This window comes from Paenibacillus sp. Y5S-9 (assembly GCF_036894235.1).
GTDB lineage: Bacteria > Bacillota > Bacilli > Paenibacillales > Paenibacillaceae > Paenibacillus.
This window is the reverse complement of sequence record NZ_CP145887.1, coordinates 6,515,838-6,530,688: the sequence shown is the minus strand read 5'-3', so window position 1 is coordinate 6,530,688 and position 14,851 is coordinate 6,515,838. Positions and strand designations below refer to the sequence as shown.

General features: G+C 52.2%; 10 protein-coding genes. 5 read left to right on the top strand and 5 right to left on the bottom strand.

Annotation, left to right across the window (positions count from 1 at the left end; all coding sequences use genetic code 11):
• The first annotated feature begins 105 nt into the window (after positions 1-105).
• Complete coding sequence (locus tag V6669_RS28655; protein ID WP_338589091.1) at positions 106-2,121, top strand: glycosyltransferase; 2,016 nt, start codon at positions 106-108, stop codon at positions 2,119-2,121.
• Between the two features lie 326 nt (positions 2,122-2,447).
• Here V6669_RS28655 and V6669_RS28650 read toward each other — a convergent pair whose 3' ends face one another.
• From V6669_RS28650 to V6669_RS28635, 4 genes are read right to left on the bottom strand one after another with little or no spacing between them, the layout of a single operon-like run.
• A complete protein-coding gene (locus tag V6669_RS28650) occupies positions 2,448-3,119 on the bottom strand; it encodes a class I SAM-dependent methyltransferase (protein ID WP_338589089.1) in 672 nt (223 codons plus the stop codon).
• Entirely contained in the window at positions 3,116-4,657 is a 1,542-nt protein-coding gene (locus V6669_RS28645) for a glycosyltransferase (RefSeq protein ID WP_338589087.1), read from the bottom strand. Before V6669_RS28645 ends, V6669_RS28650 begins: the two co-directional genes overlap by 4 nt.
• A 1-nt stretch (position 4,658) precedes the next feature.
• The gene (locus V6669_RS28640) at positions 4,659-5,654 is read right to left on the bottom strand and encodes a glycosyltransferase (protein WP_338589085.1); all 996 of its coding nucleotides are present in this window, start codon (positions 5,652-5,654) and stop codon (positions 4,659-4,661) included.
• Entirely contained in the window at positions 5,651-6,943 is a 1,293-nt protein-coding gene (locus tag V6669_RS28635; protein ID WP_338589083.1) for a hypothetical protein, read from the bottom strand. Before V6669_RS28635 ends, V6669_RS28640 begins: the two co-directional genes overlap by 4 nt.
• Positions 6,944-7,326: 383 nt before the next feature.
• Between V6669_RS28635 and V6669_RS28630 the strand changes: the two genes are divergently transcribed.
• From V6669_RS28630 to cydC, 4 genes are read left to right on the top strand one after another with little or no spacing between them, the layout of a single operon-like run.
• Complete coding sequence (locus V6669_RS28630; RefSeq protein WP_047840834.1) at positions 7,327-8,742, top strand: cytochrome ubiquinol oxidase subunit I; 1,416 nt, start codon at positions 7,327-7,329, stop codon at positions 8,740-8,742.
• Complete coding sequence (gene cydB, locus V6669_RS28625; protein ID WP_244898245.1) at positions 8,687-9,742, top strand: cytochrome d ubiquinol oxidase subunit II; 1,056 nt, start codon at positions 8,687-8,689, stop codon at positions 9,740-9,742. The genes V6669_RS28630 and cydB overlap by 56 nt, the downstream gene beginning before the upstream one ends.
• 1 nt (position 9,743) lies before the next feature.
• Positions 9,744-11,660: a thiol reductant ABC exporter subunit CydD gene (gene cydD, locus V6669_RS28620; RefSeq protein ID WP_338589076.1), complete on the top strand. Its 1,917-nt coding sequence runs from the start codon at positions 9,744-9,746 to the stop codon at positions 11,658-11,660.
• 1 nt (position 11,661) lies between these two features.
• Positions 11,662-13,599 (top strand): thiol reductant ABC exporter subunit CydC, encoded by a 1,938-nt coding sequence (gene cydC / locus V6669_RS28615; protein WP_338589074.1) that lies wholly within the window; start codon positions 11,662-11,664, stop codon positions 13,597-13,599.
• 222 nt (positions 13,600-13,821) lie between these two features.
• Here cydC and V6669_RS28610 read toward each other — a convergent pair whose 3' ends face one another.
• Positions 13,822-14,781, bottom strand: a complete 960-nt coding sequence (locus tag V6669_RS28610) for an MraY family glycosyltransferase (protein ID WP_062836785.1) — start codon at positions 14,779-14,781, stop codon at positions 13,822-13,824.
• Positions 14,782-14,851 lie beyond the last annotated feature (70 nt).

Here is a 14,851-nt window from a genome sequence, read left to right as displayed (position 1 = left end):
TCAGGTGAGTGAGGGAGTTAAAGTATATACAGCTGGGTTCTGAATGGGGGCGAACTCCGTTGGTGAGGGATGGTGGTGAATGTGGAGTCAGGGATCAGCTTGTGCATGATCGTGAAGGATGAGGCCGGGTCACTACAGCGGTGCTTGAATGCAGTCAAGGATGTTGTGGATGAGATCATCGTTGTGGACACAGGCTCGATAGACGATACAACTGAAATTGCACGTCTCCATGGTGCTGTTGTAATCCGTGCGGAATGGAACGGAGATTTCAGTGAAGCCCGTAATCTGTCGCTGGCGGCTGCTACGAAACCGTGGATTTTGGTGCTTGATGCGGATGAAGTCTGGGTACAGACCCCGCAGATGAAGGCAGAACTCGTGCAGTTGTTAGCGGCAAGCAGAGACGACGTATGGGGATATTGGATACAGGTCACAAGTCTGCTGGGTGTGTCCGGTGAAGAGCGTGTGACGGATGCGGTATGTCGATTGTTCCGAAATGATCCCCGAATTGCCTTTCAGGGCAGAATTCATGAAGAGATTGCTTCGTCCATCATGGCACTGGCTCCGCAAGGTGTGCTTCATTCTGGACTTGAAGTCATTCATTACGGATATCTGGAGCAGGCGATTACTGCCAAAAATAAAGGTGCACGCAACATGCAGTTGATACGTTCCGCGTTGAATCAGGAGGGAGATCGACCGGAGTTGTTATATGCTCTGACTGCCGAATGGTTTCAGCAAGCGAAGTATGATGAAGCACTCCGGTTGTTGCAGCCATTATTGGCACAGCTTACACCGGAGTGCGGATATCACTCGGATCTGGTGCTGAAAACGGCTTACGCCTGGCGAGAGATTGGCAGCACGGACAGGGCGCTTGCTGTGGTGGAAGCATGGGCACCCGTGTATGAGGATTTCCCGGATTTGTTGGAGCTTGGTGCTGTACTAGAACTGGATCAAGGGAGAGAGGATGTGGCCTTGAACTGGTTAAAACAGGCTAAATCCGCTGCTTCCACAGCCAGCAGGTATACATCAGTCTCTGGTGCTGGAACCTACCGCAGCCTGACGCTGGAAGGCATGGCGCATGAGCGGGCTGGCCGCTGGGCAGAGGCAGAAGCCGCATACACGGCGGCGCTAAGCATGCAACCCGGCAGCTTGCCTGCATGGCAGCGGCTGTTGTTGCTGGCCGCAGCCACTGGTCGGCCGCACGCCATCGCCAGCGCCGCCGCTCGGGTAAGCTTGCCGCCTGCGGCATGGCAAGCGTTGATCCCGGCCGCGCTGGCTGCGCATCGGCCGGAGTGGCTGCTGCGCCATGCGGCTGCGCTTGCTGGCCCGCTGCGGGCACAGCCGCTGGCCGCCGGGCTTGTGCTGGCCCAGCTGGGCGAGGACGCCGAGGCTCGGGCGGCTTTGCAGCCCTGGGCGGCGCATGCGCAGCACGGGCCAGAGGCGGCGCTCGCGCTGTGGGCGCTGGGCCACAAGCAGCCCGGCGGGCGCAACGCCCGAGCGGCGGCTCGCCAGCAGGCAGCGCTAACCGCTGCGGCCCACGCCGCCGAGGCGCTGCTGCAGCGCGGGGCCTTGGCCGGCAGCTACGCCTCGGCGTGCAGCTGCGGCAGCCCGCCCCGCGGCGCAACGCCCGCTGGCCCGGCCACGCCTGCGCCTGGCGACGTGCTCGCCGCTGCGCAAGCGCTCGCCGGCGTAGGCGCCTGGGCCGCATGGCTGCGCCTGCTGCAAGCCCTGCCGCCATGCGGCGCGCTGGCGTTGCTTGCAGCGCTTCCGCCTGCGGCACGCTGCGGGTTGCTGCGCGCACCCGATAGCGTCCGCGAAGGGCTGCTTGCGCTATGCGGCACGCCTGACGGCGCGCAGCAGCCCCACGCGGACGAAGTGCCCGCCCCGGAGCGCACCGCTCACGCGCTCCTCGCGGGCACGCTCGCGCTGCTCGCCGGGCGGCAGAACCAGGCACGTGAATGGGCCAAATCGGCCCAACTCACTGCGCGGCAATCTGCCGCCACAGGTCGCCCGGCGACAGCAATCCCGCCGGGCCTGCACACCCTGCTGCGCCTGACATCACCCGGCGCAGCCTCTGCCAAAGAGTACACCAACCAGTGCAACATGTTACTGGTACACCTATAATTTCCTTTAATCTTTAATCTTTAATCTTTAATCTTTAATCTTTAATCTTTAATCTTTAATCTTTAATCTTTAATCTTTAATCTTTAATCTTTGATCTTTGATCTTTGATCTTTGATCACTAATCTCTTATTTCTAGTCTCTAGTCCCCAACCCCCAATCCCTTTAATCCCGAACTGTTTCTCAATAGCCTATCCCATTGAAAATGCAAAAGCAACGGAGCTACCGGTCATCGGAGCATTTCCCGAACCGTGCATGGTTCCGTTGCCAATAGCTCGATCCCTCATTCCTTCGTTCCTTACTCTGTACTCAACGTAACCCAATTTGTCTCAACGTTTGCATATCACCGCTCGAAAACAGCGGATCGGCGTGCCGTACATGTCAGACCAGATAGCATCGTCCGGCTCTTCCACATTCAGCTTATCTTCAATGGTTAATCCGGTGACAGCCATGATTGTCTCCAGCAGATCCGGCCGCATCTCGGGTACATCGAAGGTAGCGATCAACTGTCCGTTTGGCTTCAGCACCCGGGCGAATTCACGGAACGCCCGCAACATAGTACCCGTATCCAGATGCTCCAGTACAGAGATACAGAACACCCGATCAAACTTACCAGACTCATACGGAAGCTGGGCCAGATTGGCCTGCGCACGGTGCAATTGGACGAGAGTTGATTCCGGCAGATCCTGGGCGGCTTGCTCGCCAAAATCAGAAACAATATCCAGTCTTATCGCCTCTTCAGACAAAATACGTTCATCCCAGTCGCAGGCGTGAACCTCGCGGCAGTGTTCGGCGAGCCAGAATTTGAATGGATGGGAGATGCCGCAGGCTGCATCAAGGACAACATCATCTGGACGTGCAAATCGCCGGGCCCATTCATATTCGTAGGGACGGCTCCACCATGCCGGATGCAGCGGGAAGACCAATGTGTCCGTTTTAGGGTCACTTTGCCTAATGTATCTTGATTCCATGAATTCCGTTGCCTTGGGCGTATCCATCATCCCCGAATTCCCTCCTTTAATCCTGTCTCTGCCAAAAAAGATTCCAACACCGTGCTCCACCGGCTCCGCCACCTGGCAAGATCATACGACAGTGCAGTCTCTCGCGCATAGATTCCCAGTCGTTCTCGCTCGGCCCGATCCTGTACAAGACGCACCAGTGCAGCGGTTAGTTCCTGCTCACCAGGAGGTACCAGCAGCCCATTAAAACCATCCTGAATCAGATCATTTAATCCGCCAACATTGGAGGCAATTACCGGGAGTCCACAGCTCATTGCTTCCAGACAGGCATAGGAGGTGCCTTCCGAGAAGACGGTTGGAATTACGGCGATATCTGCCTGATGGTAGGCCTCCCGAATATCCCGGAAATCATACGTGCGCTGGTTAATTCGCTCCGCATGTGGATGAGTACAGTGCCAGTAACGAAAGACTCTCCCGACCGTGCTGCCTTCGACCAGTTCCCCGGCAAATTCAACCTCCAGATCCGGGAAGGCTCCAAGTAGTTTATCCGCCGCTAGCATCATTGGAATAATACCCCGTTCCATGCTGATGCGGCGTGGGTAGATAATGCGAATTGGGCGGGGTGAGGTCACACGAGCATCAATAGCTTCCTTTTCAACCTGTCCCTGAATCGGACCATTAACCTGATACTCAGCATCTGCTTCTGCTAGAATATCTGTAGCCCAATCCTTTGAATTTCGGTGGTTATGAGCAAACCTATACGTTTCGCCATCTGCCTCGACTTCTTCCAGTTTCGATAACTGCAAATGGAGATCTACCGTTCCTTTCCCCTCTCGTTCTTGATCGCTATCTGTATCCCCATCGCCATCTCTGTTAGCCTTACCACTGTTCGCTCCATCACCACTCGTTCCACCCTGGCCTTCCACAGCTTGCACCCCTGATATAAATGCACCAACATTTTCTTCATGACTCGCCAGATCATTCTTCCATGCGACAAGCCATTCGTCTTCCTGTTCTTGCTCAAAGGTTCGCGTTGGTGGGGCAGGTGTGAAATAGGACGTATCCACTGCATTGGGAATCAGGACAACCTGTCTTGGATCGGTATAGGTGCATGCAGCTCGGCAAAAGGTCTGGAAATGAGAATCCACCGATACAATGCGCACGAGTCCATCCAGAGCCAGCTGAATGTGTTCTGCTACTTGTTGTTTTGTCTCCAGTGGCAGTCCGGGACGATCCCAGTTAATGCCGTGACAGATGCCAAGACTGCCGGGTTTGTAGGTGATGGGTTGCCACAGACAGCTGGCATAGATCACGGGGCCGCGCGCTGCGGCTGCCATCCGGTCAAAGGCTTCCGGTACATTATCCATGTCGTACGAATAACCGAATACATCAATCTGCTCCGTCCGAGTCTGGAATGCTTCAAAATAGGACAGCTGATGAACCTCGGGAATATGCCCGAGTCCTCGGATGACACTGCACAGATCCAGAATATAGCGTTCCAGTCCACCCCCAAATACACGACCGAATTCCCGGTTGTACCCGTCGGTGAAACTATGCGTCAGAATACTCACCACGCCCATCTTACGGTCCCTCCTTCCAGGGAATCAGCCGAGGTTCCGGATCGAGAATAGACTCGTAATGTGCAAGATTACCCCACTCACCGCTAGGATCAATGCGCTTGTAACGCAAATATTTACGAACCCGGTCCTCCAGACTGCCGGCCCAGCCGAGATGCTGAACCTTCAGTTCCGTACTGACCCCAGGCAATACAGTGCAGGACAAGGGAAGACGAGGGACGTGATGATTCTGTTGTGGATAAAAATAAGGATATCCAGGCATATACCGTACAAGTGAAGCGGTATGCCGTTTGTGCAGAGACCAGAGATCATCTTCCCGGTAGTGGGTCCGGCCACCCCACATGTCGTAGAATCGAAATGCAAACCAGTCCGCATACTCCTGATTAATCAGAGTGCGTATGGCTTTCTTGGCCTCTGAGCTGTACAGCTCATCCGCATCAACTGAAAGCAACCAGTCGGGACGTGTTCCCGCAGCCGCTTGCCATAAGGTGTTGCGAAGGCGCCATTCCTCGACGAACAGTGGTTTCTCCAATACCTCCAGACGGACCACCTTTGGATAGGCTTTGCATATGTCCGGTGTTCCGTCTGTGCTGGCATCGTCCACAATCACGATCTCATCCACGAACTCACTCAGATCATGCAATACTTCTTCAAGGTATCGGCCACGTTCATTGCGAACCTGGAGCATGGCGGTCAGCTTGTTGCCTTTGCTTTTGCGAACCCGACGAATGGAGAAGGGCTCTTTGAATACACTTGTTTCCTCTTGTGTTATAGCTGCACTCTGTTCTTCCTGACCTTGTGAATCATTCCAGTGATGCACTTGGCTTCGGATGTCCTGCGTTGGTTGCGCATGATTCGGGGTGTGATCTCCATTTTCCAATGCGTCTTTATGTGTTCGATCGACTGTTTCGATTGGCGTGTAGGTGGTTTCGGTTCGGATATCCCTGTGAACCATTGGCCCATTCAACTGTTGTCTACGCTTCTTAGGGTCCAGCATCATGGCACCTCCCCAAGCAATTGCTGTACAGCATGATCCAACAACTCCAGTTCGACAATCCGGGCGAGCGCATCTTCATCCTCCAGTGCCGTTTCGAGAAAATGTCGGACTGCCCCGTGCCGTTCCCCTCGCAGTGCCAGCGCACTGCCGGATAATTGCTGATAATCCCGGCGACTGGCATCATCCTGAATATCGACTGCATGCACCAGAGCCAGTGCCTCTTCCACACGTCCAGTCTCCTGGTAGATGCGGAATTTCCAATGTCTCGCCGTTTCTCCACCAAGTTCGTCCAGGATACGCAGGGCATTTCCGTAATCATCGTTCATACGCAGTAGTTCCGCTCGTACAAGTTGATCTTCTCCTGCCTCCAGCCAGCGACATAACTGTTCATAATGATGCCGTTCCTGCTCATCGGATGCACTAATTCCGTACACTCGCAGGGCGTCCTCCAACTCTCCAACCCGGGCATGAATGGCAGACAGGAATCGATAATGGGAGATCACACAATCACTGCGACCATTCATGACTGCATGGGTGAAGGCCTCTTGCAACGAATGGACGGCCCGCCGATCTTCAAGCAAGTATTCATAGGCTGCCAGCAAAAAGGATATCGTCTCATGTGCACCTGCTTTGGCACGAAGCTGGCGGTAGAAGTCGGCACGTACACTGCATTGAAGCAGGGAGACACTATCCAGAGTGCCTGACAGAATCTGCCGCAGTGCATACAGGAAGAACAGTTCATAGTCCCGGAGAGGGACTTCGAGATCATCCTTTTGCATCGTACCCGCGGGTGAAGGATCTTCACCTCCTAGCCAGATGGCGCGTACGCCTTGGAATAACAGCTTCATATATCGTGTTTCGGAGGATGTACCGACCAGATCAGCGATACCGACCAGTTTGGAAATGCTGCTCTCCCACAGTGGGGAAGATGCTTCGTCTCCGGCAGGCTCAGGGAGCAGAACAATACATAGCTCCGGTTCCAGCGAAGCTGCAGCCATGAGCCAGTAAGGATGAGTGACTACGGCTACGGTGCGAGGTTCCAGCAATAGCTGCTCGGCTTCAGGGAGGGAGATGACGGTAATGACCGGAGGTACATCTTCTGTTTGCGTCAGGCTGCTGACATAGAAGACCTCTCCCTCGATCGACAGCAGTGCAGCAATATCGGGATAGGGAAAGGATGACCAGCCACCTTTGCGAGGGAAGAGAACATATCGGACAGGGGACTGTGCTGTACTGACCTTATCCAGGCTGGCTTCGGTGTCTTTACCTGGTAGTAGTGCAGGTTTTTCCATGAATAGTTCACCTCACCTTGACTGTAATATGGAGCGTCATTCGCTCTGCATTTGCTTCATGCTTTCACTTCATATGTAAAGCCCTCACGGTACTTCGCATGATATGCCTGAGACTAACATATGGGCATTCCGTCCCAAACATGAGTATCTTCCATGAATAGATGCAGTTGGCAAGCTGTGATAATAGGCTGAATTTTATCTTTTGTGTGACTAGGATCACTTTTTTTTGCTCTAGAGACGAAGATTGTGATAATTCTCACATGTATAAAATAGGTAATCTGGCACAATACGTTCATCAACGTATTTGGCGGACAGACAGCGAAGGTGCAGCTTCAATGCCAGATACACATACTGCGAAGTAAACAGAAAGAAGGGGTAACGGTATGGATCCGATTATGTTATCGCGTATCCAATATGCACTTACAACGATTTTCCATTTCTTTTTTGTCCCGCTATCCATCGGTCTTGTACTGTTGGTTGCGATTATGGAGACGTTGTACGTTGTTAAGGGGAAGGAAATCTACAAAACGATGGCCAAGTTCTGGGGCAAGCTGTTCCTGATTAACTTTGCCGTCGGGGTAGTCACAGGTATTTTGCAAGAGTTCCAGTTCGGTATGAACTGGTCCGAGTACTCCCGATTTGTCGGGGACGTGTTCGGTGCGCCACTGGCTATTGAAGCGCTACTGGCGTTTTTTATGGAGTCTACATTTATTGGGTTGTGGATATTCGGATGGGATCGTTTGTCCAAAAAAGTGCATCTGGCCTGCATCTGGCTGGTGTTTGTCGGCACATTCCTGTCCGCGCTGTGGATTCTGGCAGCCAATTCATTTATGCAGCATCCTGTCGGGTTTGAGATTAACAACGGCCGAGCCGAGATGAATGATTTCTTTGCACTCATCACGAATGGTCAGCTTCTCGTCGAATTCCCACATACGATTTTTGGGGCATTGATGACAGGGGCTTTTGTCGTAACCGGGATCAGTGCTTACAAATTGATGAAAAAGCAGGATGTGGAGATCTTCCGCAAATCGTTTAATATTGCGATCATTATCGCTCTTGTTTCCTCGTTTGGTGTAGCTTTCTCCGGACACTTCCAGGCTCAATATCTCGTGGAGACACAGCCGATGAAGATGGCAGCCAGTGAAGGCACATGGACAACGACAGAAGATCCGGCACCATGGACAGTGGTCGCTTTTATCGATCCGGATAAACAGGAGAGTACGGGTGAGATCAAAATCCCTGGATTGCTCAGTTACCTGTCCTACAGCAAGTTCTCCGGTAGTGTCAAAGGCATGAAGGAGCTTCAAGCTGAGTATGAACAGACGTATGGACCGGGGGACTATATCCCGCCAGTACGGACAACGTTCTGGAGTTTCCGTATCATGATTGCAGCGGGTGGTTTGATGATTGCACTGGCGCTATACGGTACGTTCCTAGCCATGCGTAAGAAGCTGGAGGTCGCTGGGAAGTGGTTTATGCGTCTGATGGTATTCGCTATATCCTTGCCGTTTATCGCCAATACATCAGGTTGGATTATGACCGAGGTTGGAAGACAGCCATGGACGGTATTTGGTTATATGACCACCGAAGCCGGAGTCTCACCGAATGTATCCGCAGGAATGATCCTGTTCTCGACCATTGCGTTCACAGCTGCGTATACGGTTCTCGGAATCGTGATGGTATACCTGTTCGTACGTGAGATCAAGGCAGGGCCGTTTGCGGTCGAGAAGCCAGAAGATCACGATGAATCGGCCGATCCGTTCGGCGTGGATGGAGGTTATTCCGTTGTCACTAAGTGAGTTGTGGTTTTTGCTGATTGCCGTATTGTTTGTTGGTTTCTTCTTTTTGGAAGGTTTTGATTTTGGTGTGGGGATGTCTACAGGTATTATCGCCAAAACAGATCGTGAACGCCGGACTCTGATCAACTCGATTGGTCCGTTCTGGGATGGTAATGAAGTATGGCTGATTACAGCAGGGGGCGCGATGTTTGCCGCCTTCCCGCACTGGTATGCCACATTGTTCAGTGGTTTTTACCTGCCACTTGTAGTGGTGTTACTCGCCTTGATTGGTCGCGGAGTTGCTTTCGAATTCCGCAGTAAAATGAAACAGCAGCGCTGGCGCAAAACGTGGGACATCATCATTGTTGTCTCCAGCGCGCTCTTGCCTTTCCTATTCGGCGTGGTCTTTGCCACATTGATGAAAGGTCTGCCCATTGATGGGGAGATGCAGCTGCGTGCAGGATTCCTCGATATTGTTAATCCGTACACCGTGATTGGTGGCTTGAGCGTAACCCTGCTGTGTCTGGTTCATGGATTGCTGTTTGCATCACTACGAACAGTAGGTGATCTCAGAGAGCGTGCCTTGAAGACAGCGCAAAAATTAATGCTGCCGCTGGCTGCACTGCTCGCTGTTTACGCGTTAATGACGTATTTCATGACCGATGTGTTCGCCGTACGCGGCTGGGCTCTTTGGATTATGGTTGTACTCGGCGCAGTCTCGCTTGCACTTGCGGCATACTTTGTTCGTCAGAAGCGTGAAGGCTGGGCTTTTGGGATGACTGGGGCAGTGATTGCAATTGCTTTTGCCTCGGTCTTTATCGGACTTTTCCCAAGAGTGATGGTGAGTTCCTTTGGAGCGGCATATGACCTGACTGTATACAATGCCGCATCGGGCGCTTATTCATTGAAAGTAATGACAATTGTAGCCTGCACACTGCTACCGTTTGTTCTCGGTTATCAGATCTGGAGTTATTATATCTTCCGCAAACGTCTGAACGAGCAGCACCACCTGGAGTACTGATATGGGACGGGGGCTGATGAAGCTGCCGGGCATCCGGCCGGTACTTGCGCTGGCCTCAGCGCTGGTGCTGCTACAGGCGATGACGATCATTATGCAAGCCAAATGGCTGGCACAGGCTATCACGGCATTGTTTGAAGGTTCATCCGTAACGGAGCAGTACCCGGTACTGCTGCTGTTCCTGGCTGCTTTTGCCGCCCGCTACCCCTTATCCTTCTGGTTACAACTCGTGACCTCGCGATATGCGGAGAGGACAGGGACTGATCTGCGCAGACAGATGGTGGAGCAGTGGTTCAGGCTCGGGCCGCGTTATGCCAAGACGGAAGGCACAGGCCATCTGGTTACCCTGGCACGTGAGGGAACAGCTCAATACAAGACGTATCTCGAACTATTCATTCCTCGTATGCTGGGCATAGGATTCACACCTATCGTCATTCTGCTGTATGTGTTCAAGCTGGATCTAATGTCCGGGGTTATTCTAATGCTGACACTCCCGATCCTGATCGTGTTCATGATTCTGATTGGTTTGGCTGCGCAGCGCAAGATAGATGGACAATTCAGGTCCTACAAAGCACTCGCTAACCATTTTGTTGATACCTTGCGGGGTCTGGAAACGCTGAAAACGTTGGGACAGAGCAAAACACACGAAGGGTCCATTCTGCGGGTCAGTCAGCGGTATCGGAAGGCGACGATGTCTACCCTGCGCATGGCCTTTCTCTCTTCGTTTGCGCTCGATTTCTTCACCATGCTGTCCGTTGCTTCCGTGGCGGTTGGTCTGGGATTACGTCTGACGGAAGGGCATATGCTGCTTGGTCCTGCACTGACGGTACTGATTCTGGCACCCGAATATTTCCTGCCTGTACGTATGCTCGGCGCTGATTATCATGCCACATTGGACGGTAAGGAAGCCGGAGCGGCCATTAATCAGGTGATTGAACGGGGGAAAGCTGCTGAGCGGAAACAGAAAGAAGCCTATGCAAACGTTGTTGCGCACGCGGACATGGCAGAGGATGGGACGGGATCTGCATCATCGTTATCTTCGGGTAAGGGGAAAGCTACTACTTCGACCATACGTGTCGTGTTGAATGATAAAACGGCTGCGGGGCATCTTGCTCCTGATCCTGCTTCTGTTTCTACTACTCCTGAGCTTGTTTCTTCCTCTTCCTCAGTGTTCTCTTGGAATGAGAATAGCAGATTGGCTCTAACGGATGTACAGGTACGGCATGATGATGAAGGTCCTTATTCGCTAAAGGATGTCACATTTCAGATTACAGGTCTCGGCAAAATCGGTATTATTGGCGCCAGCGGAGCAGGCAAGTCCACGTTGATTGATGTGTTGGCTGGTTTCCAATTGCCTACGTCGGGTCAAGTTTTGGCTAACGGACAGCCAGTTACATCGGATATGCTCGAATCCTGGCGAAGACAGACGGCAGCTATCCCGCAGCATCCGTATATCTTTAGTGGAAGTCTGGCCGATAACGTTCGTTTCTACATGCCGGAGGCTTCGGATGCGGAGGTGGCTAAGGCCATTAGCGCAGCTGGATTAACCAAGCTGCTGTCCTCATTATCCGGTGGGTTGCATGAGCCTATTGGGGCTGGCGGCAGACAGCTCAGTGGTGGGCAGGAGCAACGGGTGGCGCTGGCAAGAGCCCTGCTTAGTAAACGGAACATCCTGCTGCTTGATGAACCGACAGCTCATCTGGATGTGGAAACAGAGTATGAATTGAAACAGACGATGATGCCGCTGTTTGAAGGAAAACTTGTATTTTTGGCTACCCATCGCCTGCACTGGATGCCGCATATGGATCGAATTATTGTCATGGATGGCGGCACAGTGGCAGAGACGGGAACACATCAGGAATTACTGGCACGACAAGGTGTATATTATCAGATGATTCAGGCCCAGATGGAGGCGATATAAAATGAAGTCCGGATATGAACATATGGAGACCGTCCGTAACGGAAAAGAAAAAAATAGCTGGATTGCTCCGTATGTGACACAGTACCGCTGGAGATTCATTGCAGTCATTGCGCTAGGCACTTGTGCTGCCTTGTGTGCGGTTTTGTTGTTGTTCACCTCCGGATTTCTGATCTCCAAGTCTGCGCTGCGTCCTGAAAATATTCTGATGGTGTATGTACCTATTGTTGGTGTACGTGCATTTGGGATATTCCGCGCCGTCTTTCGATATATCGAGCGATTGGCAGGCCATGATGCCGTACTGCGGGTGTTGGCCGATCAGCGGGTGAAGTTATATCGCATTCTGGAGCCACAGGCCCTGTTCCTGCGCTCTCGAATGCAGACAGGAGATGTACTTGGAGCACTTGCCGATGATGTGGAGCGGTTACAAGATATCTATCTGCGTACCGTGTTTCCCGCTGTTACCGCGCTTGTGATGTACGGTGCAGCTGTGATTGCTTTTGGCAGTGTGGATCTGGGATTTGCGGTGTGGATGGGCTTGTATATGTTATTTCTCGTTGCCGTGTTACCTGCGATTTCCCTGAAAGTGACGTGGAAATGGCGTGTACGGCTGAAAAAGGAAAATAGCAGGTTGTATACCCGTCTGACTGACGGTGTGCTTGGACTGGGGGATTGGCTTGCAAGTGGGCGAGCCGCGGAATTTGTTCAGCAGCAGGAAGAGGCGGAGGAACAGGTCGACGCGATTCTTCGCAAGTTGCGGCGTTGGACACGCTGGCGTGATCTGATGGCCCAGTGTGTCATTGGCCTGATGGTATTATCGGTTACGTTATGGGCTGGGAACGCCGCTTCTGTCGGACAGTTACCTGCCGTGATGATTGCTGCTTTTGTGCTGGTGTTATTTCCACTTACGGAATCACTTCTGCCTGTAGGGGATGCAGTGGAGCATCTTCCACAATACCGGGAATCGCTGGACCGCTTGAAACAGCTGGAAGGGAAAGAGCATCTTCCGGTGCAGCATGGAGCGGACGATGTTGGCGGAACGGGTGACTCGATCTCTGTAGTAAAAAACGGCATCGTGATGGCTAGGAAGCCATCTGAGTCTGTGCCAGCTGCGAATGATACCCCGGACAGACGAATTCGTCTTCGCATTCCACCCAAACTCAGAGCAGACATCGAGATTAATCGCGTAAGTTACCGTTATGCAGCGGATGATTCCTACGCCGTACAGGATGTATCTCTTCATCTGCCACAAGGCAAACGATTAGCTATTCTTGGACGAAGCGGCGGCGGCAAATCGACATTGTTGAAGCTGATTCAGGGGGCATTAATTCCGTCTGCGGGGAAAGTTCTGATCAATAATATGTCTGTGCAGACCTTGGGTGAGAGTGTCACTGATGTTGTCGCGGTGCTGAATCAGAGTCCTCACCTGTTCGACACCACGGTAGCCAATAATTTGCGGATTGGTCGTCCACATGCAACGAATGAGGAGATTCGTCAGGTGGCCGCGCAAGTAGGGTTATCCGGTCTGATCGAATCTTTACCGCAGGGGTATGATACGCCGATGCTGGAGACAGGTCTGCGTTTCTCCGGTGGGGAAAGACAACGAATTGCACTGGCCCGGGTACTGCTCCGGGAGACACCTGTTATTATATTGGATGAACCAACCGTTGGGCTTGATCCTGTGACTGAACGCGAGCTTATGCGAACCATTCTGGACAGCTTGCAGGGCAAAACGATGATCTGGGTCACCCATCACCTGATTGGTGCGGAACAGATGGACGAACTTATTTTTATGGAAAATGGAAAGATCGCCATGCAGGGTTCTCACGAACAATTGCTGGCTGGGGAAGAGCGATACCGCCGTCTCATTGAACTTGATCGGCCGGGATGGACAGGTCGGCAGCAACAGGCACAACCGTTGCCACCCGTAGCTTCCAGATAAGTGTGAGACTGTGAGCGTCTGAGGTTTAAGACATGTGGATACTGCTTACCAGTCCAGATGGTTGAACCGAACTGTTATACACATGAAGGTGCATCTTAGCAAATGCCACCGAATGAGTAGCGAGTGAGCGCCGAATCAGATAAGCATAGTAAAAAGACGAGCCAAGTAATCTTGGACTCGTCTCTTTTTATATTCGGATATGACCGCTTTTGTTGCGGATACTTACATCTCTACCAACATCAATATGATGGAGGAAAGGCACAGACAAGTGCTGACGAGATAGAGCACAGCAACAACCTGTTTATGATTCAATCCGGCACGCAGCAGTCGATAGTGTGCTTGACTCGCGTCGGCCTGATAGATCGCTTTACCTTGAATGAAACGTTTGATAACGACAAAGATGTTGTCGAAGATCGGTACACCGAGCGCCAAAATCGGAATGAAGATGGACAACATGGTTGCTTGTTTGAATGCACCATCCAGAGCGATAACCGCCAAAATGAAGCCAAGGAACGTAGCACCTGCATCACCCATGAACACTTTGGCAGGAGCTTTGTTGTACTTCAGATAACCGATGGTTACACCGACCAGAATGATCGACATGAGTGCGGAATCCGTTTGACCTTTGGCAAGCGCCACGATGAACAGGGTAATCGCCGAGATAGCTGATAATCCGCCAGCCAGTCCGTCCATGCCGTCCGAGAAGTTGATGACGGTTGTCACTCCGAAGATCCACAGGATCGTGAGAATGAATTGCAGCCAGATCGGAAGCATGACATATTCCGCATTGAAGGGATTCACGAATCCGGTGAACGCAATACCAGAAGCAAATACGAGTACTGCCGCAGAGACTTGTACGAGCATTTTGGGCAGGGCAGGAAAATCTTTGCCTTTTGTTTTGTACCAGTCGTCAACGGTACCAATCGTTAGCAGAAGCATACCACCAGCGACCAGAGCCGCTGTTTCCCATGTGATTTCTTTGGTCAGAGCAATGTATGTCAGGAAAAATCCAGTAAATATCGCGTAACTCGCCGTGAGCGGGATAGGTTGCCTGTGCAGCTTACGCTCCACATCTTCCCGAGGCTTGTCCACAAAATCGAGCCGGTGAGCCAATCGACCAAGCGGCGGAATAAGCAGAACCACGACAGCAAAAGACACTATAAAAGCCAGTATGTATACCATAAACTCGCTTGTTTCACTCCCATCTACCAATTTCCCCTTATTATACGAGTTAAACAGGAAATCTGTCGAT